Raw genomic sequence first — 25,860 nt, 5'->3', positions numbered from 1 at the left:
ATGACTTCTGTTTCAAGAAGGAACTTTGTAAAGTTAGCAAGCATAGCAGGTTTGGCTATGCCCTTTGTTTCTATGAATTTTTCCTTTGATAAAAATAAACCTATGAAGCCCAAAGCCCTCCAAGAAGGCGACACAGTGGGGTTGATTAGCCCTGCTGGTGCTATTTATGAATCTCTCCCTTTCCAATTAGCCACCGAAGCCTTAGAAGCTATGGGTTTAAAAGTAAAACCAAGTCGTTTTCTTAAAGCCCGCTATGGGCATCTGGCAGGTACGGATAAAGAAAGAGCCTCAGAAATCAATGAATTTTTTGCCGATGATACAGTAAAAGCTATCATTGCCATTAGAGGAGGTTCTGGCTGTGCAAGAATCTTAGACCTATTGGACTACAATCTAATTAAGAAAACCCCAAAAATCATTGCAGGGTATAGTGATATAACCGCTTTGTTATTAGCTATTTACTCGCAAACGGACTTAGTTACTTTTCATGCCCCTGTGGCAAGTTCTACATGGAACAGCTTTAGTTATGGGCATTTCAAGAAAATATTGTTTGAAAAAGAAAGTCCTCTTTTACAAAATCCTGAAAGAAAAGGCGATAACCTCGTGCAAACTGAAGACCGTATCCAAACCATTAGAAGCGGGAAAGCAAAAGGAATATTAGTAGGGGGTAATCTGTCTGTTTTAACAGGGATTGTAGGAAGCAGATACTTGCCCAATTGGAAAAATAAAATTTTATTTTTAGAAGAGGTCAATGAAGAGCCTTATAGAGTAGATAGGATGTTTTCACAACTCAAATTAGCAGGAATTTTGCAGGAGGTTAGCGGAGTAGTTTTTGGAAAATGCACCAACTGCAAACCAAGTGGAGGCTATGGCTCGCTGACCGTAGATGAGATTTTACATGATTATTTGTATCCATTGGATATTCCTGCTTTTCAAGGGACGATGATTGGGCATATTGCAAACCAATTTACCATTCCCATAGGCATAGAAGCAGAGATAGATACAGACAAAGGCACTATCCAACTACTCCACTCGGCAGTAGAATGACCTACAAACTTTGTAACTATTGCTACCGATTCAAAGTTATTTTATTTGACTATTAAACTATTTTATTTTAACTAATATGAGTAGATTTATTTATCTCCTTATTCTTTTTTGTTTTTTCCTTCATCAACAAATAAAAGCACAATGCCCTCTCGATTGCCGTTATTTGTATGTGGACGAAGCCATAGCAACAAGTGGGGTGGGTACTTCGTGGGCAACTGCTTTTAAAACGCTCCAAGAAGCCATAGATGCAGCGAATACAGGCTCTCCTGCCGATACGATTATCGTGAAGCAAGGAACTTACAAACCTGATAACGGTTCTGACCGTAGCAAATCCTTTGTGATTGATACGAAGGAAGTTTACCTCTATGGAGGGTACTTAGGCACGGAACTCGAGACCGTAGCAGGTGGGCTAATTCCCTTAGCCAATCCTGTCGCTAATACAACTATTTTGAGTGGAGATATTGGGACAGTAGGGGTACATACAGACAATAGCTACCACGTAGTACAAATTTTAAACACTACCAAAGGCAAAATGTGGGGCTTTACTATCACCAGAGGCAGAGCAGACGGAGCGGGAACTGACAGCAATGGTGGTGGTATTTTAGCTTCAAATAGCACTTTTGATTTAGAATTTGTCAGAATTGCTAATAATTATGCTTCACTGGGCGGGGGAATGTACTCGGACAACTCTTTGATTTACCTTTCTAATATGAGCAGTGGCTATACCGTCATAGGTGGATTTGGTTTAGATAATAATATTGCAGCTACCTCAGGGGGAGCTATTTACTATGCCTCTGGGGAAATGAAAGCCAATAACATCTTTTTTGGGAATAATACGGCTACCTCCACAGGAGGAGCTATTTATGTGGCCTCCAGCGTAGTAGTTACAGATTTTTACGCGGATTTGACTTTTAGAGATAATAAAGTAACCGCAGGGGCTGGAGGAGCAGTATATTTAAACAGCGTTACAGGCTGGGATACTTACCCAAGCAATACCATTTCCAAAGCTACTTTTCTCAACAATGAGGCTAATGCAGGAGGGGGGATTTTTGCCTCTAATTGCAACAATCTCAACCTAACGAATATGATTTTTAATGACAACATAGCTACCAATAATGGTGGTGGTATCTTGCTGTTTCAATGCGATAATACGAAAGTTCAACATATTACTTTCAAAGGCAATACAGCTAATCAGGGAGCGGGAATGTTCGTACAAGGTTCGGGAGGAGGTTCTTTTGAAACCATAGATATATACAATACACTTTTTTGGGGAAATAGAGATAATGTACCAAGCCCAAACAGCGTCACTGCCAATAACATAGGTGGTATTTTTCCCTCGATGTTTAACTGCCTTTTTGAAGAAGATGAAACTTCTTTTGCTACGGCACACCCCAACATTTCTTATGATGCAGGAACTTGCATTTTTAACCAAGACCCTCAGTTTCTTTTTGATTACGCTGAGGACGTGATGATAGTACCTAAAAGCCCTGCTGCTGAGAAAGGAGCAGTACTTTCCCCAGAAGTAAATGATGACCGCTTTGGCTATATTCGCTCTTGTATCCCTGACATAGGTGCGATAGAAGTGCAAAGACTTTGGACAGGAGGCATAGGCAATACGGCAAGCACCGCAGGTACAGGCAACTGGAATGTAGCTGATAACTGGACTCCTGAACAGCTACTACCCACTACTGAATATGCTATTCCCTCTGACGCGTTCACCGTGGTTATACGTAGCGGGGCTGTAACCATGAATACTAACTCTGCTGCTCATGCGGTTTACTTAGAAGGGGGAACTTTTACTATGAACAGCAACGCACAACTTTCAGTAAAAAGGCTTTTCCAACGCTCTGGTGGAACTTTTAACAGTGGAGAAGGGACAGAAACTGTCATTTTTGAGAATGACTGCCATCTCCCTCCTTACAATCTTTCGCAGAAAAACACCATTGTTTCGGGAAGATTGACTTTTAACTATCTTACTGTCAATAACAATGACGATTTATTTGTAGGTAGTTCGCAACTGATTGCTGTCAAGCGATTGCTTAGGCTTGCAGTGGGCAATTTCTACATAGACAATAACTTAGCACTACTTTCTACTGCCAACTATACTGCCATGCTCATTAACAATACCTATAGCATTTTAGGTACTAACCCTATGAATACCAATAGGAACGTGATTGTCCAACGATACGTAACCCCTTATGCTCCAAGACCTGTGGGCTTAGGCTATACTTACTTCTCCTCTCCTGTGCAAGGTACAAGGGTGTCTGATTTTGCTCCCATTATGAACTTGGTCTTAGATGTTGGGGTAAACCCTTATTATTGGTTCAATCCTTTTTATACTGCCTCTAATTTTCCTACTTTCTTTAAATACGTAGAAGGGAATAATGCTATTTTTGAGGGAGGCGCTGCTCCCCAAGCAGGCTGGCGTTGTCCCGCTATCAACGAAGTCTTAGAAGTTGGCAGAGGCTACATCGCCAATCTCAATTCGGGTGTAACCATGAACTTCAGAGGATACTTGAATAATGGAACGGTAAACGTACCCATCACTCGAGGCGGTGCCGCACAATCAGGCTGGAATTTAGTAGGTAATCCTTACCCCTCTCCTATCAATTGGACTACCTTATATGGCTTAAATAGTAGCATCGTAACCACAGGCATTTGGCGAAGGATAGCGACAGGGCAGTACACAGGCATTTTTGATTATTACATCCAAGGCACACCTGTTGGCTCTAACGGCGGGACTGCCGAGATTCAGTCCTCGCAAGGCTTTTTTGTCAGAGCAACTACCAACGGTACGCTGACTATGGACAATACCGTAAGAACCACAAGTGGTTACTCCAATCCTCAGTTTTTTAGGACAGAGGAAAGAGAAGAGAAAAATGAACTGGAGGGTTTCTTACGCATAGAACTAAAAAATAGTAGAATCGCTGACGGAACTATCATATCTTTTTATGCCAAAGCTACCGAAGAGATAGATACCAACTTTGATATGGAAAAGGTCATGCTTAACTCCAACAATGCACCTAATTTCTATACTAAAAATAAAGATAAAAGAATCGCCATTAACGGCTTGCCTTCACTTACTCAAAGGCAAGTAATTCCCTTGTATTTCATGACCTATGAAAACGGGCAGCATACCATTTCCGCTACCCATGTTTCTCATTTTAGAGAAAATGTTTTAGTGATTTTAGAAGATAAAACATTAGGCATTTTGCACGACCTCCAATCCAAGCCTTATACTTTTACTACTACTGCCAATAATGGAGCAGAAAATAGTCGTTTCCAACTTCACATCGTTCCCAATACCAATACTAACTTTGTTGAGTGGGCAGAAATCACCATTTTTCCGAATCCTGTCCAAGAGGAACTGAAAGTAAAAGTATTAAGCAAACAAGCCGAAAACTTACAAATAGTGATTTATGACGAATTGGGCAGGAAAGTAATGACAGGCGAAATAGAAAAGAAGCGCGATGTGATGGAGGACAATTTTGACGTGAGCCACTTAAAAAATGGTTTATACATCATAGAACTTTCGCAAGGCACTTATAAAATGACCCAAAAGATGTTGAAGCAGTAGATAGAAAAAAATAAAGCCCTGATTAAAACATTATCAGGGCTTTATTTTTGGGCTGCTTACACGAATACTTATATCTTCACACCAAACTTCTTTAGTTCTTCTCTTGCGACAACATATTTGTGTACTTCGTCAGGACCATCATAGATACGTGCTGCCCTTTCGTGCCTATACCAATAAGATAAAAGCGTATCATCTGTTACCCCTAATGCGCCATGCACCTGAATTGCTCTGTCAATGACCTGTTGTAATACATTAGCTACAAAAAACTTAATCGTAGAAATCTCCACTCTCATCGCAGCAGCCCCTTGCTTATCTATTCCATACGCTGTATGTAGCACCATGTAGCGAGCTGCATTGATGTTAGCTCTACTTTCTGCTATCCATTGCTGCACCATTTGCTTACTGGCTATAGGCATTCCCTCCGCCAATTCTCGCTGAGCCGCATAGCTACACATCATTTCAAAAACTCTTTCGCATATTCCTATCCACCTCATACAGTGATGGATACGTCCAGGTCCGAGTCTTTCTTGTGCAAGTTTGAATCCTTCGCCTTCTTTTCCTATGAGATGAGAAATAGGAACTTTGCAGTTCTCATAGCGTACCTCTGCATGACTATGATGTCCTGAGCCGGTTTCTCCCATAATAGATATATTTCTAACTAATTGGAAACCTGTATTATTGGTAGGTACTACTATCACGCTTGCCCTTAGGTAAGGATTCGGATTTTCTGCATCAGTCATCGCCATCACTACGGCAAAGTCTGCCCCGTCAGCACTGGAGGTGAACCACTTATGCCCATTAATTACATAATATCCTCCTTCTTTTGTAGCAGTGGTCGCCATGCGCGTAGGATTAGAACCTGCAAACTCTGGTTCTGTCATAGAAAAACAAGAGCGAATTTGTCCACTTTGCAAAGGCTTTAAATATTTATTCTTTAATTCCTCAGAAGCGTAAGCATGCAATAGTTCCATGTTACCAATATCTGGGGCTTGACAGTTGAACGCATAATGTCCCAAAGGAGAATAGCCCAAAACTTCGCTGACTTGTCCAAACTCTGTCAAGGATAAGCCCATACCCCCTTCATGCTCAGGTAGATGTGGTGCCCATAAACTTGCTTGCTTTACTTTTTGCCTTAAATGGAGTAGTTCTTCTTTTTCTAAATCAATAAAGGGTTTAGTTGCTAATAATTTTTCTAATGGAACAACCTCTTTGCGTATAAATTCTTGAATACGAGGCAGTAAGCTCTTTAGCCTATCTGTAAGAAAAAGTCCTGTCATTGAATTGGAAGGTTAAGATGATTTGAAAATTGCCTCTTAAAACTAAGCATTTTTTGACATTCATGTTCATATTCCTTCAACTTTCTATAAAAAAACATTATAAAGAGGTTTTGAAAACCAAAGCACATTGTTATAAATTTGCAACATGAAAAATTTTGTAGAAGAACTGAAATGGAGAGGCATGTTACATGACATGACCCCCGGTACAGAGGCACAACTAAACAAGGAAATGACGGCGGGTTACATTGGATTTGACCCTACGGCAAGTTCCCTGCACATTGGTAATTTGGCAACAATTATGCTATTGGTGCATCTCCAACGCACAGGACACAAGCCTTTTGCCTTAGTGGGAGGAGCAACAGGCATGATAGGCGACCCCTCTGGCAAATCAGAAGAACGCAAGTTTTTAGACGAGGAAGTGTTAAAACACAATCAAACTTGCATAAAAAAGCAGTTGGAAAAGTTTTTGGACTTTGATAGTGGGGCTAACTCGGCAGAAATGGTCAATAATTATGACTGGTTCAAAGAGATTGGCTTTTTACAGTTTTTAAGAGAGGTAGGCAAGCACCTGACTATCAACTATATGATTTCCAAAGACTCTGTACAAAAACGCTTAGAAACAGGTATTTCTTTTACTGAATTTTCCTATCAACTTTTGCAGGGATACGATTTTTATTGGCTTTACAAAAATAAAAATATCAAACTCCAGATGGGTGGCTCTGACCAGTGGGGAAATATCACTACGGGAACAGAACTTATCCGCAGGAAAGAAAGTGGAGAGGCTTTTGCACTAACTACACCGTTGCTTACCCGCTCCGACGGGCAGAAATTCGGAAAGTCAGAAGGAGGAAACGTATGGCTCGATGCCAACATGACCAGCCCATACAAATTTTATCAGTTTTGGCTCAATGTAGCTGATGACGACTTACCTAAACTGCTGCGAGTTTTTACTTTATGGGACAGAGAAACTATCGAAGCCTTTGATAAGGAAGCAGATAAAAACAAGGTAAAGAGGGAGTTAGCCAAAGACTTGACCACTCGCATACATTCAGAGAGTGATTACCAACAAGCCCTCAAAGCAAGTGAATTACTGTTTAAGGGTACATTAGCAGATTTTAATGCCACCGAAGAGCGCATCTTAAACGAAATTTTTGAGGGCGTACCTCAAATAGAAATTAGCCAAAGTGAGTACAAAAATACCAGCAGCATAGTAGATTTTCTTTCGGTAGTAACTCAAAATCAAATTTTTACCTCTAAGGGAGAAGCCAGACGCATGTTAAAAGAAGGAGGAGTAAGCATTAATAAAGAGAAAGTAAGCGAAGCAACAAGTATGCAGTTTGAGTTCTTGAAAGGTAAATACCTTTTAGTGCAAAAAGGCAAGAAGAACTACTTTTGGGTAAAAATAGGCTAAGAGGAAAATACATTATTGAGAAATAACCTTTCAAGCAAGTTATTTCTCAATACTTTATCTCAAAATCTTCATCGTCTGGGTATTGACAAACAGCACATCGCCCACTCCATCGTAGCCTTTGAAAACCTCTGAGCCACTGTGTTTGATAAGTTCGGTTCTTATCCCTACTATGGTCAAGTCGGCATATTTAGATTTTTGGTTGATGATTCGCTTAGTATCTCCGCTTTCTTTTTGAGAAAGAAACTCTACATTATTTGCAGAAACGGGCAGGCGACCTGCATAAATCAAATCCATCAGATTTTGCCTTTCCTCTGCCAACTCGTCTTCGGGATATATAGCAAAAATTTTGATACTTGCCTCTTTCCACTCAGGGTGTCCCAAGAGGATATAAGCTAATAAAATCATCAAATTGGCATTTTCATAATCATTGGTGGTGATCCAGACGTGAATCTCATTTTTAAAGCCAAAATGCCTTTCTGAACTCGCCAACACACATACATCAAAATCCGCCACTTTCACCAACTGAAAGTTATCTACAATATCTTCTGCTTCCTCGTAGTTATTTTTTGAAAACTCAAATAAAATTACGTTGTTTTCTTTTCCTGCTATCCCCGGAATCTGAATCACCTGCACAATCGCTGTGGTAAAAGAAGGACTTATCAGCGTGTCTATGAATACATTACTCTCTGTTTGCTCAGAAACATTTACCAATCTTTTAAATGCCTCTTTTGCCTCTATATTGGTTTCTTTGGAAAAATAGCCATGAATCAAGTGAATATAAGTACCAAATCCATAACGATAAGAAAACCAACGGAGTAAATCAAAAACAGCGGTACGTTCAAAAGAGGCAGAGGACAAGCAAACAATAGAAGGTCGCCAATGCTCTGCTTCTGGCTCTTTTTTTACTTTTTGTAAAAAAACTTGCAAGCGGCGGCTAATTTGAAAAGTAACTCCTTGGAAAATGACAGATAAGCCTTGCGTCTTGTGTTGGAAGGTACTTACGCCAAAATACACCAAGACCATAAAGGCTAAAAATAGCAGGGTATAATTGGCTTTGATATTGAATCCCAAAAAGATACAAACTACTGCCCCTATCAAAGAAATAAACCAGCGAGAACGAAACGAAGGACGGTAGGCAGGGTCTGCTCCAAAGTGTTCTAAAAAAGAAATTAAGCAAATAGAGCCACAAGTGAGCGTGAATAAAACAGAAACTACTTGGAGCAGCAAATCCAAGTTATTGATAACAACTAAAATAAGTACAAAAATGGCTGTAATGATAATAGCATTGAGCGTTTCAGGCAGATAATTTTGGTCGCGATGGACGCGAGCCAGCCATCTATTGAGCCTTACCGAAGGGAATACCCTATCCGCCGCCATGCCTTGCAAAGTTCGCCCTGCCATGAGCATAGAGCCAAGTGCAGATGAGATACAAACCGCCGCTAAAGCAATAGGAACGATGATGTTGGACTTTGCCAACTTATAAATCAAGAAACTATCAGAGGCAAGTTCAGTAGGCGAAGCGGCTAAGTGCAGTTTTACCATGACAATAATGTAAATAATCATCGCCGAGATGACAGAGGTAATGATGCCCAAGGGAATAGCACGCTTGGGATTGCGTAAGTTGCCCGAAAAGCCCAAACCCGCCGTAACACCACAAAAAGCAGGAAAGCAAAAAGCAAATACATCAAAAAATCGGAGATTATGCGGAATATGTTGATTCATTTCCAACAAAGACAAAGACTGGTGGTAGTTGTTTTTGCTCAGTAAAAAAAGCCCACCTGCTACCGTAAGCAATGGAACTACGACAAAAAGCGATTGGTACAAAATCGTATTTCCGCGATAATAAATCAGTATGCAAAGAAAAATAAAGGCAGGAATGCTCGCTACTCTATAATCCGTAACATAAATACTTAAATCTGAGGCAAGTAAATACTCAAAAAAAGGCTCTAAGGCACGAGAAAAAGAAACAATATAAATTGCTACTAAACCCGCCTGCGCCATGTAAAGCACGATACCAATAGATGCCCCAATGATAAGCCCAAAAGAGCGCGAAATGATGAAGTATTCGCCACCTCCTTCTACTTTTTGATTGGTAGCTATTTCTGAAAGGGCTAAGGCAGTAGGGATAGTAGCTAAGTGTCCCAATAAAATCATACCCAAACCTGACAGTAATCCCACATGAGCTACTACATAACCAAAACGCAAGAACATCACTGCTCCTACTAAGGTCGAGAGGGATAAGAAAAACACAGGAATAGTGCCGAGTCCTTTTTTCTTGTTTCTTTCGTAACCATTCGGCATATCTTTTAAATATTTGTTTATCAATAAATTACAATAAAAGTAATTTGACTGATGTAATAGAAAGGCACAAATATACAGTGTACTCAACGAAAAATGCAGAAATATAGAAAGGAAATTTACTTTTTCGCTTAGAAAGCCTTATATTTAGTTAATGTTAAGTCAGGTGGTGCTTTCAAATGTATGATAATTTTATGTGTTAAAAAAATCCGTTTTCATCGGTACAATCTGTGTCATCAGTGTTCCCAAATAGAACACCGATAATACGGATTGGGCTGATAAACACAGATTTTTATTCAAAAAACACTTTTCTCATCAAATTGATAACAGGTAGATAAAATACCATCATACGATTGGAGTCATTACCCATCATCTGTTGGAAATCTATAATTAAAAAAATCAATACTCCTCAAAAATGACTTCCGCTCCAAACATTACATTCATAATAATCATTTCATTTGTTTGAGGCTTAATAAATTTTGAAATAGGATACCATTTTGTAGTATTGAAGTTTTTATAAAAACTATTTTCTCTCTCAATTTTATTCGTCTGCCTTATATAAATGTTTTTCCGACATTCTTCTATACTGCCTTCTATCAGCTTATTGTTTTTATCTATATAGCCCATAATATCAATTCCAATAATAACTCCTTCTTTGGGGAAACGAATCTTGTACTTTTCTACGCTAATATTAATATCCGTACTGCTTTGTTTCATTATTACAATTATATTTTCCCTTAACAAATCTATCTGTGAGCTATTTTGATAATCAATGCCTGCATAAATTCGGACTCTTAGCTGAATTTGACTATTCTTATATTTTTTAGATTTTTTATCTCTCTCATGTTTTATTTTAAAGTAAAGATTTTTTATAAACCCTTCTTGCTTGATGCTATTTGGAATTAATAAAGCATAATTATCTCTACCACGCAAAAACCAATTTATATCTGGTTTTTCCCAGTAAGCTCCGAGTTTTTGGACGATATATCGTGTTTTTTTATTTGTAGATACCGTAATTTCTTTAAGTTGAAACATACTTTCTTTTAAAAAGACTGCGCCTATAAAATCACTTACTGCTATTTTGATACTTTCATAGCCAATATGAGAAACTAAAAGTGTATCCGAAATATCTACTTTAAGGCTAAAAAAACCTTGCACATTGGTAAATGTGCCAATATTAGGCTTGTTAGAAATGAAAACGCTTGCATAGGGTATCCTTTCCTTAGATTCATTTATAACATAACCAGATATAATCCTTTGCTGTGCAAATAGACTAAGGCAAAAAAATAAAATACTAATGTGATAGTTGTTTTTTTCATTTTGAAACAAGATAAAGACAATTACAAAAATTATTTCTATGACGATTGGCAATAAAATTAAGAAATTGAGAAAACTAAAAAATTTTACTCAAGAATATATGGCAGAGGCATTAAAAATAGCGCAGTATGGTAAAAGGAAACTCAGAGAAAGTTAATTGCAAAAGATAAATTATTTACAAATAATTGCTTAAATTTAAGTTCTGTTAGATATAACTTTCTTAAGTAACCTTTAAAATTTTTTACTCCTATGAAAACAGCGCAAAAAATATCATTTCTGCTCATTTTCTTACCTTTGATTTTTTCTTTGCAGGTTTTTGCCCAAAAAGATTTTCAAAAACGCCTCCAAACCAAACTCATCATGGCAAAAGATGGCGATGTGATTGAAATAGAAGAAGGTAACTTCCAACTCACGGCAAGCCTTTCTTTAGACGATAAGAAAAATATTACTATCAAAGGCAAGGGCATGGACAAAACTATCCTTTCTTTCAAAGGACAAACCGAAGGTGCGGAAGGTATCAAAGTTACTAATGCTCAAAATATTACCATAGAAGGGCTAACTGTTCAGGATTCCAAAGGTGATGGGATTAAAACTCAGAATGTCAATGGAATTACTTTTAGAGAGGTAAAAACAGAATGGACAGGCAAGCCCAATAAGAAAAACGGAGGCTATGGCTTGTACCCCGTCCAATGCACCAATGTGCTGATAGATAAGTGTGTAGCGATTGGAGCTTCTGATGCAGGGATTTACGTAGGGCAATCTAAGGACATCGTGGTAAAAAACTCTAAGGCATACCACAACGTAGCGGGCATAGAAATAGAAAACTCTATCAATGCTGATGTATTTGAAAATGAAGCATATCACAATACTGGAGGTTTATTGGTCTTTGATTTGCCCGATTTGATTCAGAAAAAAGGGGGAAATGTCAGGGTGTTCAGAAACAAAATCCATGATAATAACCTCCCCAACTTTGCACCCAAAGGAAACATCGTAGCCAAAGTTCCTGATGGCACAGGAATCTTGATTTTAGCGACTAATAATGTGGAAGTTTTTGAAAATGACATTATTAACAATAAATCTGTAGGTACGGGTATTATTAGCTATTTTATGACGGAAAATCCTATCAAAGATGAGGCTTATTATCCTTACCCTACGGGAATTTACATTCATGATAACGTTTATCAAAGAGCCAACGTCAGACCCACAGGGAAAGGAAGGTTCGGGCAAATGTTTCGTTTCAAGTTGAAGTTTGGTAAAGATGTGCCTCACATCTTTTATGATGGCATAGTCGACCCAAAAACTAAAAATGAAAATGGTGAAATTGCCTTAGAATCAAGGATTTGTATTAAAAATAATCAGAATCAGACTTTTGCAAACTTAGATGCAGCAAATAATTTTAAAAATATTTCCAAAGACATTACTCCATATAACTGTGAATTGAAACAGCTAAAAGCAAATAAATAATGAATTTTCCACCAAAACATAAAAACCATGAAAAAAAGTATTTTTTTGCTGTTCGTACTGATAAGTATAACAGCGTTTGCTCAGAAAAAAGCACTTCCTGTCGTAGAGGTTGATAAAATACCACAAAGTATAGAGGAGTTTTTTGAACTCAGGGACAAGATTGCAGATACCCCTCAGGGAGGGGCGGCGGTCTTTGTCGTAGCTTCTATTATATACGTACAAAATCAAGAATTGGGTAGGCAGTGCCTCATCATTGCCTCTGATAAGTCCTTACTTTCGCCCTCCTCCAAAGGGTATCAAGGTTTTGACTTTGGCAGTTCTACTAACTTTCTTATTAAGCAGTTAGATGATAAGAAACACGTGCCTCACAGCTATATTCAAGGAACTTCACCCGATAAAGGGTATATGCTCAACTCCCCACCTTACAAGATTGCCTGTGCTACGAATCCTTACAGTGGAAACGAGCAGGACGGTATGCTCAAAGTCTTTGTCCAATGCACTGGGGCAGATTCTGATAGACCCATTACCTTAGTAAAGAATGAGAAAGGGATATGGAAAGCCAAAGAATTTAGCTCGCTTATGGTTGGTGTGCGTCCTCCTAAGCAAAAAAGCAAGGGCGCGGCAGAAGGAGATTTTTAAAAAGCTAATTTTTAATCTGCTTAAAAATAGTTTTGTAAAGAAAACTATGCGATATTGCAAAGTAATTTAAGCTATATGTTATTAGTAAAATTACATTTATACGAATCTACTTTTATTACTTTGGCATATATAATTCTTTCATTTAAACATACACAATAAGCAATGAACTTTTCAGATTTGACGCGTTCGGAAGTAATGAAGCATTTGGAAGGGTATATTTCAGAGGCAATTCATCAGTTTCTCAAACCCATAGAAGAAAATTGGCAACCTGCTGACTTTTTACCCAATGCCAGCCAAGAAAACTTTTTTGAAGAAGTAAAAAGCCTCCAAGAAAGAGCTAATGACCTTTCCTACGATTTGATAGCTGTATTGATTGGCGATACTATCACAGAGGAGGCACTGCCTACTTATGAGTCTTGGCTATTTGCTGTAGAGGGCATCATGCAGGCAGACGAAGAGAGTGGTTGGAAAAAATGGGTACGCCACTGGACAGCGGAGGAAAATAGACATGGGGACGTATTGAATAAATATTTGTATTTGACAGGAAAGGTGGATATGAGAGAAATGGAAGTTTCTACTCAGTATTTGATTGCTGATGGTTTTGATATTCAGACGGGAAATGACCCTTATCGTAATTTCGTTTACACAAGTTTTCAAGAGTTAGCAACCAATATTTCGCACCGCAGAGTAGGAACGTTAGTAAGAAAACAAGGTGATGCGCTCCTGAGCAAGATTTGTGGAATCATTGCAGGGGACGAGGCAAGGCACGCCAAAGCCTATATGCACTTCATAGAGAAAATTTTTGAAGTCGACCCTAATGAAATGATGCTTGCCTTTGAGGACATGATGAAGAAGAAGATAGTCATGCCAGCACACTTCTTACGTGAGGTAGGTGTAGAAATCGGAAAAACTTTTGGGCATTTCACTGATGCCGCACAGCGTCTTGGCGTTTATACTGCTATTGATTATGCTGAGATTTTGAAAACTTTGATAAAAACTTGGAATATCGAAAACATTACAGGTTTGAAAGACTCAGGAGAAAAAGCCAGAGAGTACCTAATGAAACTGCCCGACCGCCTCAGCAGAATTGCCGAAAGAATTAAAGCCCCTGCTTTGGAGTACAAATTTAGGTGGATATTGGCATAGGTGCTAAGTTTGAGGTTATTAGCAAAATAAAAATTCCATTTTCATTGAGAAAATGGAATTTTTATTTGATTGTGTGCTGTGTTTCTTGGGCAATCTTGTCTTAACTAATATCCTATTTTAATAATAGCTATTCAGCATCACTGGCATAATCAGCATCATTAAGTCTTCAGAGGCATCAACGTCTGAAGGGTTCATAATTGCAGCACGATTGGGTTCAGAAAACTTAAATACGACATGTCTTGAAGAAACATTGCTTAGCCCCTCTATCAAAAATTTTGCATTGAAACCTATTTCCAAATCATCTCCTGTGTACTCGCAATGCAACTTTTCATTTGCCTCGTTAGAGAAGTCTATGTCCTCTGCAGAAATTTCCAAGCTATTTTCTGTAAGTTTAAGGCGTACTTGATTGGTAGATTTGTTGGCATAGATAGACATACGTCTGAGAGAACCTATAAACTCCAAGCGGTCTATTTCCAAAATATTAGTATTATTGAGAGGGATTACATTTTCGTAATCAGGGAATCTTTCGTCTATGAGCCTACAAATCATGCTCATATTTCCAAAGCTGAAGTAAGCATTAGACTTGTTAAATGAAAGCGTAAGAGGGGTATTGTCCATAGGAAGTGTATTCTTCAGCAATGCCAATGCTTTGCGAGGAATAATAATTGCCGTTTCTGAGCCAACAGAACTTACATCTGTACGAATATAGCGAATGAGTCGGTGGCTATCTGTAGAAACAAAAATCGCTTTCCCTTCTTTGATATTTACGTACACCCCGTTCATTGCAGGTTTCATCTCGTCAGTGCTGACAGCAAAAAGTGTATAAGCAATCGCCGTATTGACCAACTCAGAAGAAAGTTCGACAGATTGACCTTGTTTGAGTTCTGGCACTTTGGGGAAGTCAGTAGCATTTTCACCAGCCAGTTTGTAGTGTCCATTTTCGGAGATAATTTCTACTGAGTAGGTGTCATCATCAACTTTGAAGGTAACAGGCTGCTCGGGCAGGTTGCGCAATGTTTCAAGGAGCATTTTGGCAGGAATGGCTACTCCCCCGTCTTCATCTGCATCTACGCTTACTTCTGCGGTAACAGAGGTCTGCAAATCAGAAGCGGTAATGGTTAATCCGCCATCTTTGATTTCGAATAAAAAATTTTCTAAAATAGGAACAACGGGATTGCTAACAATTACCCCGTTCAAAGCACTCAACTGTTTGAGTAATGTAGAAGACGCTATAATGAATTTCATATATCTAATGAATTAAGGCTATTAATTTATGGTTTTTGTCTTGTTTTAGCTATTGACTGAAATAAAAAGTAGCTTCTTACATTAAAGCTAAATTACAAGTAAATTCAGGATAAGTTTGCAAAGTTAAAATATTGTTAGAAGTTACAATCAATTTTATTAAAAAAATAATTTTCTCCTATAAAGTTAAGTGTTTTTACTTATTCTTTCATCTTTTTTCTGCTGTCTGTATCTTTTCCTACTTGTCCTGCATTATGCCTTTGATAAAAAATTATTCACCCAAATTACATAAACAATGGACTATTTCAAAAAAAGTACTTGGAGCAGAGGCTGGGGCTTGCGCTTCAACCTTGGGCTGACCCTAAGCCTAACCCTGACTTTGGTGGCTTTTGAGTGGAAAAGCTATAACGACAATCAGATAGTTTCTTTGGGAACACTGACCAAAGATGACGAGCAAATCATAGACGTACCTCGTACTATACATACGCCCCTGCCGCCACCCAAATTAGTACAGCCAGAAATAGTCATTGTACCCGAGGAGGAGGCATTGGAAGATTTTGACAATATTGACTTCTCTACAGAAGCCAACAGCCATACCCTTATTTCCGCCCCTGTTTTCATCAAAAAAGTAGAAGAACCTACGGAAGAGGAAGAAACAGAAACAATCTTCTCTGGCTTGTTGGAAGTAAATGCAGAACCTGAAGGGGGTATGGAAGCCTTTTACAAATACATTAGTAGGAACATAAAGTATCCAGCCCAAGCCAAACGCATGGGAATAGAGGGGAGAGTATTTGTGCAGTTCGTAGTGGAAAAAGACGGTAGCCTTACTGATGTAAAAGCAGTTAGAGGCATAGGGGCAGGCTGCGATGAGGAGGCGGAGAGAGTAGTCAGAGATGCTAAAAAGTGGAAGCCCGGCAAGCAAAGAGGGCGACCTGTGCGTCAAAGAATGGTCATTCCTATCATTTTTACTTTACACTAAACTTTTCTATCAAAACAAAAAAAAGGGTTATTTGTAAAAATAACCCCTTTTATTTTGTTGGCTAAGTAGTTTGCTTAGTTAAAGATGTATCTTACACTAAACTGTGCCTGCCAAACGTCAAAAAAATTATGCAAAGAGTAAGTATTCTTTAGAAATGCTTAATTACTGACATACATTTTCCAAACAATACTGAGTACAATATGCATCGCTTTGTGAACAAGATTGCTGAGCATAATGTCTTCCCCATTCACAACTATAGTCACAATACCTATCCCAAGAACTATTCTATGAAGATCTCAATTCACACATAAAAACACAATGCTCATATTGTCCGTCTGCAAAATCATAACACTGCTCTGATTGTTAGCTACAACCTTCCATACAAGTTTCACACTGCTCATTTTCTACTTTTGCAGTACTTAATTTTTCCTGCTTTTCTCTATTTATTTTTAAAATTAAATCAATATACTGCTGTGATGATATGTTTTCTAAAAAAGGATATTTAGCTAACACTATTTTTAGTAATCTTTTAGATTCTTTAATATTTTCCAAACCTTCTTTAGCAAAATAATAATTTAAAGAAGGCGTAGTACCTGTTTTTTTGAATAAAACTAAATCTTGTTTGTATCTTATTAATTCGTCTTGTTCCAGATTTTTTACCCATTTATCTGCTTGTTTTCTCACCTTGCTTCTAAAAGTACAGTAAGTAATAAAATCAACGTCTGCCTTTAAAATTTCAATCTGATTTAAAGTTACTTCCTTTACTTCTATGTGTTCACTATTTTTCTGATATTCACAGCTAAAAATAGAAAGGATAGTAAAATTGTATAAAAAATAATAGAAGCTTTCATAAAAAGGTTAGTCTTGTTTAGTGAATTATTTAGATAAAATTAAAAAGAAAAACTATCAAGTCATTATTTTTATATGGTAGGCTTCTTGCGGAAGTGTTTTTTTTATCACCTCACACCTGCCCCCTCTCCTTCTGAGAGGGAAAATAAGTGATTTCGCAAGAACTCTAATAACTTGATAGTTTTTCTTTTATTTATAACATTTTAATTAATTAAATATGTAACGTATGCCAAACTGAGCCACATAGCGAGAACCTAAACCAACGCCATTTTGGAAAGATTCTGTCAATGGTGTACGCGTTGCTGCATTCAAGTAATTAAAGCGGAATTGTGGTGTAGCATCAGAAGTATAACCAACAAAAGTGAGAGGTGCACTTCTAATTGGGAACCTCTCAATACCCCAGTTTTTATTCAAAAAATTAGTGAAGTTAAATATATCAAAGCTTAACTGAATAGTATTACGCTTTCCTGCAACATTTACAAAAAAGTCCTGCTTGATACTTAAATCCATCTTTGTAACACCTGGAGTATACGCCCCATTTCGTTCTGCATACTGCCCTCTGCGGCTGCTCAGATATTTATCTTGGTTAATAAATCTATCTAAATCAGCCCATTGCTGGTCTGCTGTATATACTTGTCCTGTCCCACCAGCTGCTGCTCCTGTAATATCTAATAAGCGTATTTCACTTTGATTTCTTGGAACATAAATCAAATCATTTCCTCCTCCACCACTTCCGTCTCCATTCATATCGCCTGCATAAGTGTAAGAGAAATTACGTCCTGACGATGCTTCAAAGAATATTGATACAGTGGTAGCCATAGATTTCAAGTATTCTTTTCTGTAAGAAATAGAAGCAATGAATCTATGTGGTATTAGAGCATCTGCATTTGCTAAAACATTAGCATTGGGGTCGCCTGAAATAAAGCGGTCTCTCCAACTTGATTGAGCAATAGAACCACCATCGTTTACAGATTTAGCATCGGTATAACTATAGGCAATCATTGCAAATAAATCTTTGCCAAAATTTTTCTTTAACTGAACTGTTGTATTGAAGGAATACCCTAAGCGAGTATTAGCAAGTAAAATAGCATCAGATATATTGCTATGAATTCGGTTTGTAGCTACTAAATTTCCAGCTGTATTACGAGTAAAGAAAATGGGTCTATTATCTGCTCCATTTGCGTTCAGTGTAGAATTGGGAAGGTTTACATTTTGGAAGTAAACAGCATTAATGTCCTTAGTGTACATAATGTCCAACGTTCCCACTATTCCCCAAGGTAATTGTTGGTCAATACCAATATTTGTTCTCCAGACTTGTGGGAATTTAAAATTCTCCTGTGTATAAGCAATATTGTAGTTAGGGCTTGCCGCTCCAGATGGTCTATAGGCATTTACATCGGGATTAAATCTATACTGAGCCAACTGTGCTGGATTCGTAACGAAGATAGAACCAAACAAATTCCCTGTATTACTGATTTGATTAGAAATCCAAACATAAGGCACTCTACCTGTAAATATACCAGTACCACCTCTAACTTGGGTTTGTTGATTCCCAAATACATCCCAATTAAAACCTACTCTTGGAGACCATAATGCTGTTGTTTTTTGTACTTTAGAAACATCTATTTTGATTCCATCACGAAAAGTCCTATTATTTAGGTCTGGGTTTTGATTCAAATTTTCTGGAAGAATAATAGGAATATCTGCTCTTAAGCCAAAGGTTACATTAAACTTGTCACTTACAGTATATTGGTCTTGGGCAAAGAATCCTAATTGTAAAGCACTAAATTTAGCAAAAGGGAATTCTACGCCGGGAACAGCAGAGTAGCGAATTTCATACTGCGTTGGGTTTGCACCAGCAACCCCATTCACATTATCATAAAAAGACTGAAGACTTGCGAACTGATAGCGTCCAAAAAAAGCAGGAGCAAAACCATTGGTAAATTTGTAAAACTCATTATAAGTTCCTAAAGTAATTGTGTGTTTACCTTTATAGATACTTAAGTTATCTGATATTTGATAGACATCAGTATTCAATAGGTTGTTAGCTGAGAATGGCTCATAACCAAAAGAAGTAAATGCCTGACCGCTACCATTTCCAATATCGACCAACGGAAAAACGCCGCCTGGGCTTTCTCTGAAATCTCTAAAGGCAGAATAACCAGCAATAAAGGTATTAGAAACGTTGTTACTGAATCTACTGTTAAGCTCTGCAATAAAAGAATTCAGGTTATTATTGATAATGTAGTATGATGCAAAAAAAGGCATATTAGTATTACTTGGATTTCTACCATTTGGCAAAGCACCACTATTACTTGGATTAATATCTGCAAAAGATTTTAGGTAATTATACTTCAAACTAAACTTATGCTTATCACTAATATTCCAATCAAGTCTTACAAGAACTTTATCACTATTTGTTCTCAAATTAAAGTTCTCATAAGGACCTGTATTATAGTTATATCTTTCTCTCAAGAAAGCACTTAGTGCATCTAAGTCTGCTGCTGAGGCTTGTGATACATTTGTACCAGACAAACCGGGACGAGAAGCGATAAAGTTCGTAGCAGGTCTGCTGTTTCTCTCCTGTTCTCCATTAATAAAGAAGAATAACTTATTTTTAATAATAGGACCGCCTAACCTAAAACCTGTTTGACGAACAGATAAATCTTGATTAGTAACTGTAACATCACCAACTTTCGTTCCCAAAAAGTTCTCATTGCGAGAATAGTTAAATATAGACCCGCTAAACTCGTTTGTTCCACTACGTGTAACAGCATTAACCCCACCACCTGTAAAAGCACCTTGTCGCACATCATAAGGGGCAATATTTACTTGAATTTCCTCTATTGCATCCAAACTAATGGGCTGCGCACTTGTTTGACCACCCACTGTGCCTGATAAGCCAAAAGCATTATTAAATAATGCACCATCAATAGTAATATTATTAAAACGGCTGTTTCTACCTGCAAAACCACCACTTGCTGCTTGAGGTGTCAGACGTGTAAAGTCAGCAAAGCTACGACTAATAGTAGGTAGTCTATTAATTTGCTCGTTAGCTATATTAGTTGCAGCCCCTGTACGGTCTGCGCCAAAAACACTACTCCTCTCTGCTGTAATAATTACCTCTGATAATTCCTTGCCATCTTCCAGCATAACGAAGGAAATCTCTGACGCAACTCCCAAAGCAAGATAAATATTCTCTTTAGACTGCTCCTTATATCCTACAAAACTCACCGTTACCTTGTAAGGACCGCCTGTACGCATACCCGGAATATTATAGCGACCATCTAACTGTGTAGAAGTTCCGTAACGTGTCCCAGAAGGTAGGTGAATTGCCACTACGTTGGCTCCAGGCAGACCTTCGCCTTTATCATCTTTGATAGAACCTGTCATAGAGGATGTAGTAACCCCCTGCGCATACGTATTTTGCTGAACTGCTACAGCCAACAAAATACTAATAAAAACGAGTATAAGTTTCTTCATGATTAAATCGTGTTTTTTTATAATCGGTGCGAAATTAATGTTTCAACATAAAACTTTCCTATTGAAATAGATTAATTAATTGCTAAGAAAATTAACAATTTCGTAATATTGAAAATCCGATAAAACGATACTAAGCCAAGTTGAATAAGAAAAGATAAAAAGTATATATTGGGGTATCAATAACTTGACATTGACTAAGGAATTGGTTTGTTAGGCAAACCAATGAGTGCATCTATTGAAAAACAAAACTATTAACTTTTTTTGACAAAATTTTAAAAAATAAAGTGGATTTCTACATTTTCACCATCAAAAAATGATTTACTAAATTTGCTAACTTTGCTAAAGTCTAACTAATGATAAACCTATGGACATTACGACTCAACTTTATACTTCTTATATTCAATCACTTACCAAAGACTTGCTTTTTATCAGCGAATCTGAATATCCTTGGCAAACTTTGTACTTGGGCGAAGATAAAGCACAAGCTTTGAATCGCCTTCCTTTTGATGTATCCCAAGCACGTCCCATAGAGGTAGAGCATTTACTTAGAAATCATACCAAAGATGAGAGTTGGTACAGTACAGAGGAGTTAGCTACTGCCGAGAAATATCGTCAGTTTCTTTCTCTACTCAAAGAAGAAGTAAAAAATGTAAGTGCTTACAAGTTTGGGGAGATAGAAGTACATATCTACATTATCGCCCAGCTTCCTAATGGAGAATGGATTGCAATGAAAACTATTTCCGTTGAAACCTAATTTTTGCTACCTCATTATTACCTTATGGGTAAGCTAAAATCAGTTTTTCCTTCGGTTTTATAAATCATATTCAAAATATCTTTGCCTCCTTTGCTGGGTTTAGAAGTAGAAAAAATGTCCTGAAATCCATTGGACAGCTTCAGAAAATAGGCTATGTTTTCTCCAGACCAACTTGCCGCAGGGATAGCTAACAAATCCGCCAATTTTTCTCCTAAAACAAAGCGAGCATAACTACTTACGAAACCTTTTACCCGCGCTAAGGGATTGGCAGCCTCTTGCATGGATTTTTCCAAAAAAGCAAACAAGGCATGGCAGAGAGCTATTCCCTCGTCTGATTTTTTGAACTGTCGTTGCTGTATAAGTAAGTCAAGTTTTTGTGCTTCCAATTCATTATCAGGTAGTAATTCCTTGTCCACGCCTAATAAAAAACTAATGACTTTCCACAGATGCAAATAGGCATCTGCTTCTTTTTTACTGACGCTTACCCCGATTTTTCTCAAGCCCTGCAAAACTATGAAGCTAAAAGAAAGATGTGTCATGGCTAAGTCTTCTTGATTCACAGGCTCACCCAACTGCAAAGTATCCCAACGATTGGATTTATTGATATAATAGCGGATAGTAGCGTGCATAAGACGCACTTTTTGGATACAGATAAAACCCGCTCCATTTTTTTCAAAGGCATTGTCCGAAGTTACATGAAAAACAAATTGGGCAGTTTCGTAAAGCCTTTTTTGAGTTTGATTAGCAATGCGTTGAGAGTAACTCAGTACTTTTGAGCCGCTTGCGTTGGCATAGCAATAAGGTAAAGAAAGAAAACTTAGCAAGAGGATAATGTTATCTGCATTGCGATTGAAAAACTCACTCCCCACTTGCATTTTCTTTGTATCAGCCCAATCAGGCAGTATCATGGTTTCTTTGAAATAAGTCTGAACGTACTTTGGGAACTTGGAAAAATCAAGTGCCTGATTGGTATGGATACATTTGATTTGCTCGTTAAACGAATGAAAATAATTTTCTTGAAAAAGTTGCTGAGTCACTTTATCAGCCAAAGCGTCTGTTTGATAGCGGCACTGTTCAAGATATTCTGCGAAGTTTTGCATAGATATTCTTAACTTTCTATGCTTAATAAAGCATCTGTAAGAGTAAATTGTTAGCTTGCTGGTAAAATTCTTTTATAACGCTTACTTTTTTGCTTTCTTGTAAATTGGTACGGTGCTACAAGGTTCTCCGTACATGATAGAGCTTGCCAAAGGTCGCAGTAAGCGAGTGATTTCTACATAAGCAGCCACGGGAACGGGATATTTGCTACAGCCCTTGATGACTACCTTCGCCTCCTGAAACTTACTAAGGTCTATCTTGGACAGAGCCTCTCTAAAAAGGTGATTTTCTAAATCTTCTAACGTTCCGAAAATCACTTTTTTAGCATAAGGGGCTAATTGGGAGGCAATGAGCATATATGCCCACACAGGTACTATGGCATCAGCAGAGCAGGTAATTGCTACGTGCTTCCCCTCATACATGCTCCAATCATGTGTTTTAACAAAATCTCGCAAGTCTTTTTCTCTCAAAATCAACTCCTGAAAAAGATTTTGTTTGAGGTCATAGACTACCCTCTCACTGTGGTCGTAGTAGTCTTCTAAGTCCAATGTTATCAGAGAGCTATTAGCTACTTTATTGATGATTTTATCTTCGTCTAAAACAGTCATCTCTATAAGTCTATTTTTTCAGTTTATTTTGTAAATATAAACCTATTTGTATGATGAAAGTTCAAAATGCAGTATGCCCATCAAAAATTGGTATCTGCCTTTTCTAAATTCAACTTTTGTATCCAAATATTTCGGTACAGTACATTATGCCCCTCTGCTTGCAGTTTTAAGCCCTCTTCGGTATCTGTAATGCCTTTGCCCTTATCGTTCCCTCCATCTACTCCTGAGTTGGGACCTCCCCATACTTGATTAATGATTTGATTAGTATGTACTTTGATACCATTAAAATAAACTGTAACCATGGCTTTTTCTACCAACTTTCCGTCTTTGAAACGAGCCGCCCTAAATACTATGTCATACGCATTCCATTTTCCTACTCCTTTGTAAGCATAGTACGGTGAGGGGGTTTCATTGATGACGGTAGCCATACCGTGAGTAGTACTATCTCCATCAAGTATCTGTATTTCATAGCGATTTTGTAAATATACACCACTGTTTCCTCCTTTTTCTTTGATAAGGAACTCTACGTGCAAGCGAAAATCTCTAAATTTCTTTTTAGTTACGATGTCTGCCGCACCATAAAGTCCTCCTGCGGCGGCGGGGTCATTGCTATTCATCACAGTACCCTCGTCCACAGGGTCTTTTTCTATCTGCCACTTGATAGGTAAGGTAGCCTTCAATCTTGGGCCTTTCCAATATGTCCATTTTTTGTCTAACATCTTGCGAGAGCCATCAAAGAAAATTTCTGCTCCCTTAGGGGCTTTCACTCCCACTCCTACTCCCTGAGCTTGAACATATTGGCTGGTGGTGATTAGTACAAAATAGAAACCAATCCCTAATAAAAGCATATTAGTAATGATTTTTTTCATTTCCATTATATTTTACTATTTTAATATGAATAAATTTTACCTCATTTATAATCAATAAATTAAACAAATAATTTTTTTTTAGAAAATTGCGATTACGACAACAAAATAACTCTACCCTTTGAGCATTAACTTCCAAAAAACTGATTAATCAACTGCATAAATTTAGATTCAGCTTCTTGTAGCTTGCGTTCGCGGTCTTGGTCTTTATAGTCCAATTTTTTCAAGTAATTTTCTACCTCTCGCTGTGCCAACAGCATACTCATATCATTGAGAATCTGCCTTCTATGGTCTATAACAGGGGTAATAATTTCTTTAGAAATCTCATAAAGGGCTACCTCTGTTACGGCTACTACGGTAGCTGTACGCCTCTGTCCTGTGAGTAAAGCCATTTCTCCAAAAATATCCCCGTTTTTTAGTTCCGCTACTTTGAGTTTTGAACCGTCCTCTTGGTCTATCAGGACTTCTAAGACTCCCTCAGCTACATAAAATAAAGACGAACCCTCATCTCCTTGCTTCACAATTACCTCCAATGCCCCATAGACTTTTTTCTTGGCAATAGCAATCATCGCCGTCAGTTCTCTTTCATTCAAGGCAGTAAAAATACCTTTGTTCTTCAGAATAGTAACATGCTTAGTAATCTCTTCATCTGACTTATCCTCAGGCACTTGTAAGTGAGGGAGTATTTGTGTAGAAGGGTCTAAGTCCCAGTCTATGCCCTCGCGATAAAAAGCATACCAAGCAATAGAAAGCACCTCATTGCTTACTTTGAGGTCTTGCCACTCGTTAGTATAGACTTGAAGGGTGTACCTAATACCATCTTTTTCATACTTGCTTACGAAAACCTGTGGTTTAGGGTCTTTCAGTACTAAGAAAGATTGGCTTGCAGATTTCAGAAGCAAGTCTTTGACCCTTTGAGGAGAGTGTTCGTAAGATTGCAATATTGTTATTTCCAACATTTTGTGTGGCTGAGTACGAGAATGATTGGCAATAGTAGCATTAGCAAATACATTGTTAGGGATAATCAAAATGGCATTTTGCAGAGTTTGCAAGGTAACAGCTCGCCAGTCCATGTCAATAATCTGTCCGGTTTGGTGATTAATCGTAATCCAGTCTCCTTTTTTCAAACTTTCATTCAGACTTAGAGAAATACCTAAGAAAATAGTCGCCAAAGCATCTCTGGCAGCAATGCCTAATATAAATGCCAGCACACTCGAGGCGGCAATTAGCCCATTGGCAGGTTGCCCGAAGATAAAGTGCATAATAAGAATGAGGGCTATCGCATATACTATGGCATCAAATATATTCCTAAATAGCTGAGGAACAATACTTTGCTGTTGCCTTGCAAAAATGCCTTCCCAAAGTACCGAGTGTGCCAACTGACTAAAAAAATAAGCAATAGAAAGCCACCAAGCAACCCCTACGCCATACTGGGCATATTCTTTATGCTTGTCTGTAAATTTGTCTGTAATGCCAAAAATGTAGTTTTCGCTCAGGTACAAAAGAGAAAAAGCCAAGACAGCCAGCAAACTGCTAATCATTTTCTTTTTACGTGGCTTCAAGGGCAAGAAAGTACCAATTTTAAAAATTATCCAAATAAAAAATATATCAATGAGATAGCTAAGGGCTATCATCAAGTAATCATCATAATCAAAGTCGTTCATAGATAGAGCTTTTAAGACGAATTTTTATTTAAAAATGAGGAAAAGAGGGGGAGCGTTGCCTAACTCAAAAGTAAATTTGGCAAATATTTTTTAAAATCGCAAAAAATGTAAAATTCTATATGATTTTGTATTACATACCAATCA

General features: G+C 37.8%; 18 protein-coding genes. 8 read left to right on the top strand and 10 right to left on the bottom strand.

What is annotated here, in order from left to right:
* Positions 1 to 1,044 (top strand): S66 peptidase family protein, encoded by a 1,044-nt coding sequence (locus BM141_RS10165; RefSeq protein WP_091544842.1) that lies wholly within the window; start codon positions 1 to 3, stop codon positions 1,042 to 1,044.
* Positions 1,045 to 1,120: 76 nt separating this feature from the next.
* A complete protein-coding gene (locus BM141_RS10160) occupies positions 1,121 to 4,621 on the top strand; it encodes a T9SS type A sorting domain-containing protein (RefSeq protein ID WP_091544840.1) in 3,501 nt (1,166 codons plus the stop codon).
* A 68-nt stretch (positions 4,622 to 4,689) separates the two neighbouring features.
* On the opposite strand, the gene BM141_RS10155 is transcribed toward BM141_RS10160, so the two are convergent.
* Positions 4,690 to 5,898: an acyl-CoA dehydrogenase family protein gene (locus BM141_RS10155; RefSeq protein WP_091544837.1), complete on the bottom strand. Its 1,209-nt coding sequence runs from the start codon at positions 5,896 to 5,898 to the stop codon at positions 4,690 to 4,692.
* 145 nt (positions 5,899 to 6,043) lie between these two features.
* Here BM141_RS10155 and tyrS point away from each other — a divergent pair, with 145 nt between their 5' ends.
* A complete protein-coding gene (gene tyrS / locus BM141_RS10150; RefSeq protein ID WP_091544835.1) occupies positions 6,044 to 7,309 on the top strand; it encodes a tyrosine--tRNA ligase in 1,266 nt (421 codons plus the stop codon).
* Between the two features lie 54 nt (positions 7,310 to 7,363).
* Here the strand turns inward: tyrS and BM141_RS10145 are convergent, their stop codons facing one another.
* On the bottom strand, positions 7,364 to 9,610 hold the full coding sequence (locus BM141_RS10145; RefSeq protein ID WP_091544933.1) for an amino acid permease: 2,247 nt from the start codon (positions 9,608 to 9,610) through the stop codon (positions 7,364 to 7,366).
* A 396-nt stretch (positions 9,611 to 10,006) separates the two neighbouring features.
* Positions 10,007 to 10,936 carry a carboxypeptidase-like regulatory domain-containing protein gene (locus BM141_RS10140; RefSeq protein ID WP_177217335.1) on the bottom strand — a complete coding sequence of 310 codons (930 nt, stop codon included), beginning with the start codon at positions 10,934 to 10,936 and terminating at the stop codon, positions 10,007 to 10,009.
* A gap of 237 nt (positions 10,937 to 11,173) precedes the next feature.
* On the opposite strand from BM141_RS10140, the gene BM141_RS10135 reads away from it, so the two are divergent.
* The 3 genes from BM141_RS10135 to BM141_RS10125 all read left to right on the top strand — a co-directional run bounded on the left by BM141_RS10135 (position 11,174) and on the right by BM141_RS10125 (position 14,173).
* Complete coding sequence (locus BM141_RS10135; protein ID WP_091544831.1) at positions 11,174 to 12,388, top strand: parallel beta-helix domain-containing protein; 1,215 nt, start codon at positions 11,174 to 11,176, stop codon at positions 12,386 to 12,388.
* Positions 12,389 to 12,415: 27 nt separating this feature from the next.
* The gene (locus BM141_RS10130) at positions 12,416 to 13,027 is read left to right on the top strand and encodes a DUF6935 domain-containing protein (RefSeq protein WP_091544829.1); all 612 of its coding nucleotides are present in this window, start codon (positions 12,416 to 12,418) and stop codon (positions 13,025 to 13,027) included.
* 162 nt (positions 13,028 to 13,189) lie between these two features.
* Positions 13,190 to 14,173 (top strand): acyl-ACP desaturase, encoded by a 984-nt coding sequence (locus BM141_RS10125; protein ID WP_091544827.1) that lies wholly within the window; start codon positions 13,190 to 13,192, stop codon positions 14,171 to 14,173.
* Positions 14,174 to 14,290: 117 nt separating this feature from the next.
* On the opposite strand, the gene dnaN is transcribed toward BM141_RS10125, so the two are convergent.
* Positions 14,291 to 15,418, bottom strand: a complete 1,128-nt coding sequence (dnaN, locus tag BM141_RS10120) for a DNA polymerase III subunit beta (RefSeq protein ID WP_091544825.1) — start codon at positions 15,416 to 15,418, stop codon at positions 14,291 to 14,293.
* A 292-nt stretch (positions 15,419 to 15,710) separates the two neighbouring features.
* Between dnaN and BM141_RS10115 the strand changes: the two genes are divergently transcribed.
* The gene (locus tag BM141_RS10115; RefSeq protein WP_091544823.1) at positions 15,711 to 16,394 is read left to right on the top strand and encodes an energy transducer TonB; all 684 of its coding nucleotides are present in this window, start codon (positions 15,711 to 15,713) and stop codon (positions 16,392 to 16,394) included.
* A gap of 363 nt (positions 16,395 to 16,757) precedes the next feature.
* Here BM141_RS10115 and BM141_RS10110 read toward each other — a convergent pair whose 3' ends face one another.
* Both BM141_RS10110 and BM141_RS10105 read right to left on the bottom strand, forming a co-directional pair.
* Entirely contained in the window at positions 16,758 to 17,078 is a 321-nt protein-coding gene (locus tag BM141_RS10110; RefSeq protein ID WP_091544821.1) for a hypothetical protein, read from the bottom strand.
* Positions 17,079 to 17,450: 372 nt separating this feature from the next.
* A complete protein-coding gene (locus BM141_RS10105) occupies positions 17,451 to 20,726 on the bottom strand; it encodes a TonB-dependent receptor (RefSeq protein WP_091544819.1) in 3,276 nt (1,091 codons plus the stop codon).
* A gap of 364 nt (positions 20,727 to 21,090) precedes the next feature.
* Here BM141_RS10105 and BM141_RS10100 point away from each other — a divergent pair, with 364 nt between their 5' ends.
* Positions 21,091 to 21,480, top strand: coding sequence for a nuclease A inhibitor family protein (locus tag BM141_RS10100; RefSeq protein ID WP_091544817.1), 390 nt, complete (start codon positions 21,091 to 21,093; stop codon positions 21,478 to 21,480).
* A gap of 17 nt (positions 21,481 to 21,497) precedes the next feature.
* Here the strand turns inward: BM141_RS10100 and BM141_RS10095 are convergent, their stop codons facing one another.
* From BM141_RS10095 to BM141_RS10080, 4 genes are all read right to left on the bottom strand, one after another.
* Complete coding sequence (locus BM141_RS10095) at positions 21,498 to 22,580, bottom strand: oxygenase MpaB family protein (RefSeq protein WP_091544815.1); 1,083 nt, start codon at positions 22,578 to 22,580, stop codon at positions 21,498 to 21,500.
* Positions 22,581 to 22,661: 81 nt separating this feature from the next.
* Positions 22,662 to 23,186, bottom strand: coding sequence for a DUF2480 family protein (locus BM141_RS10090; RefSeq protein WP_091544812.1), 525 nt, complete (start codon positions 23,184 to 23,186; stop codon positions 22,662 to 22,664).
* A gap of 80 nt (positions 23,187 to 23,266) precedes the next feature.
* Positions 23,267 to 24,061: a 3-keto-disaccharide hydrolase gene (locus BM141_RS10085; RefSeq protein ID WP_091544810.1), complete on the bottom strand. Its 795-nt coding sequence runs from the start codon at positions 24,059 to 24,061 to the stop codon at positions 23,267 to 23,269.
* Positions 24,062 to 24,180: 119 nt separating this feature from the next.
* Positions 24,181 to 25,716, bottom strand: a complete 1,536-nt coding sequence (locus tag BM141_RS10080) for a mechanosensitive ion channel family protein (protein WP_091544809.1) — start codon at positions 25,714 to 25,716, stop codon at positions 24,181 to 24,183.
* Between the last annotated feature and the right edge of the window lie 144 nt (positions 25,717 to 25,860).

The organism is Thermoflexibacter ruber, from assembly GCF_900113045.1.
GTDB lineage: Bacteria > Bacteroidota > Bacteroidia > Cytophagales > Thermoflexibacteraceae > Thermoflexibacter > Thermoflexibacter ruber.
This window is presented reverse-complemented; position numbering and strand designations above follow the sequence as displayed.

Bases quoted from the DNA above. Each gene is read 5' to 3' on its own strand.
- BM141_RS10165 (WP_091544842.1), top strand. From the start codon at position 1: ATGACTTCTGTTTCAAGAAGGAACTTTGTAAAGTTAGCAAGCATAGCA.
- BM141_RS10160 (WP_091544840.1), top strand. From the start codon at position 1,121: ATGAGTAGATTTATTTATCTCCTTATTCTTTTTTGTTTTTTCCTTCAT.
- BM141_RS10155 (WP_091544837.1), bottom strand. From the start codon at position 5,898: ATGACAGGACTTTTTCTTACAGATAGGCTAAAGAGCTTACTGCCTCGT.
- tyrS (WP_091544835.1), top strand. From the start codon at position 6,044: ATGAAAAATTTTGTAGAAGAACTGAAATGGAGAGGCATGTTACATGAC.
- BM141_RS10145 (WP_091544933.1), bottom strand. From the start codon at position 9,610: ATGCCGAATGGTTACGAAAGAAACAAGAAAAAAGGACTCGGCACTATT.
- BM141_RS10135 (WP_091544831.1), top strand. From the start codon at position 11,174: ATGAAAACAGCGCAAAAAATATCATTTCTGCTCATTTTCTTACCTTTG.
- BM141_RS10130 (WP_091544829.1), top strand. From the start codon at position 12,416: ATGAAAAAAAGTATTTTTTTGCTGTTCGTACTGATAAGTATAACAGCG.
- BM141_RS10125 (WP_091544827.1), top strand. From the start codon at position 13,190: ATGAACTTTTCAGATTTGACGCGTTCGGAAGTAATGAAGCATTTGGAA.
- dnaN (WP_091544825.1), bottom strand. From the start codon at position 15,418: ATGAAATTCATTATAGCGTCTTCTACATTACTCAAACAGTTGAGTGCT.
- BM141_RS10115 (WP_091544823.1), top strand. From the start codon at position 15,711: ATGGACTATTTCAAAAAAAGTACTTGGAGCAGAGGCTGGGGCTTGCGC.
- BM141_RS10105 (WP_091544819.1), bottom strand. From the start codon at position 20,726: ATGAAGAAACTTATACTCGTTTTTATTAGTATTTTGTTGGCTGTAGCA.
- BM141_RS10100 (WP_091544817.1), top strand. From the start codon at position 21,091: ATGGACATTACGACTCAACTTTATACTTCTTATATTCAATCACTTACC.
- BM141_RS10095 (WP_091544815.1), bottom strand. From the start codon at position 22,580: ATGCAAAACTTCGCAGAATATCTTGAACAGTGCCGCTATCAAACAGAC.
- BM141_RS10090 (WP_091544812.1), bottom strand. From the start codon at position 23,186: ATGACTGTTTTAGACGAAGATAAAATCATCAATAAAGTAGCTAATAGC.
- BM141_RS10085 (WP_091544810.1), bottom strand. From the start codon at position 24,061: ATGGAAATGAAAAAAATCATTACTAATATGCTTTTATTAGGGATTGGT.
- BM141_RS10080 (WP_091544809.1), bottom strand. From the start codon at position 25,716: ATGAACGACTTTGATTATGATGATTACTTGATGATAGCCCTTAGCTAT.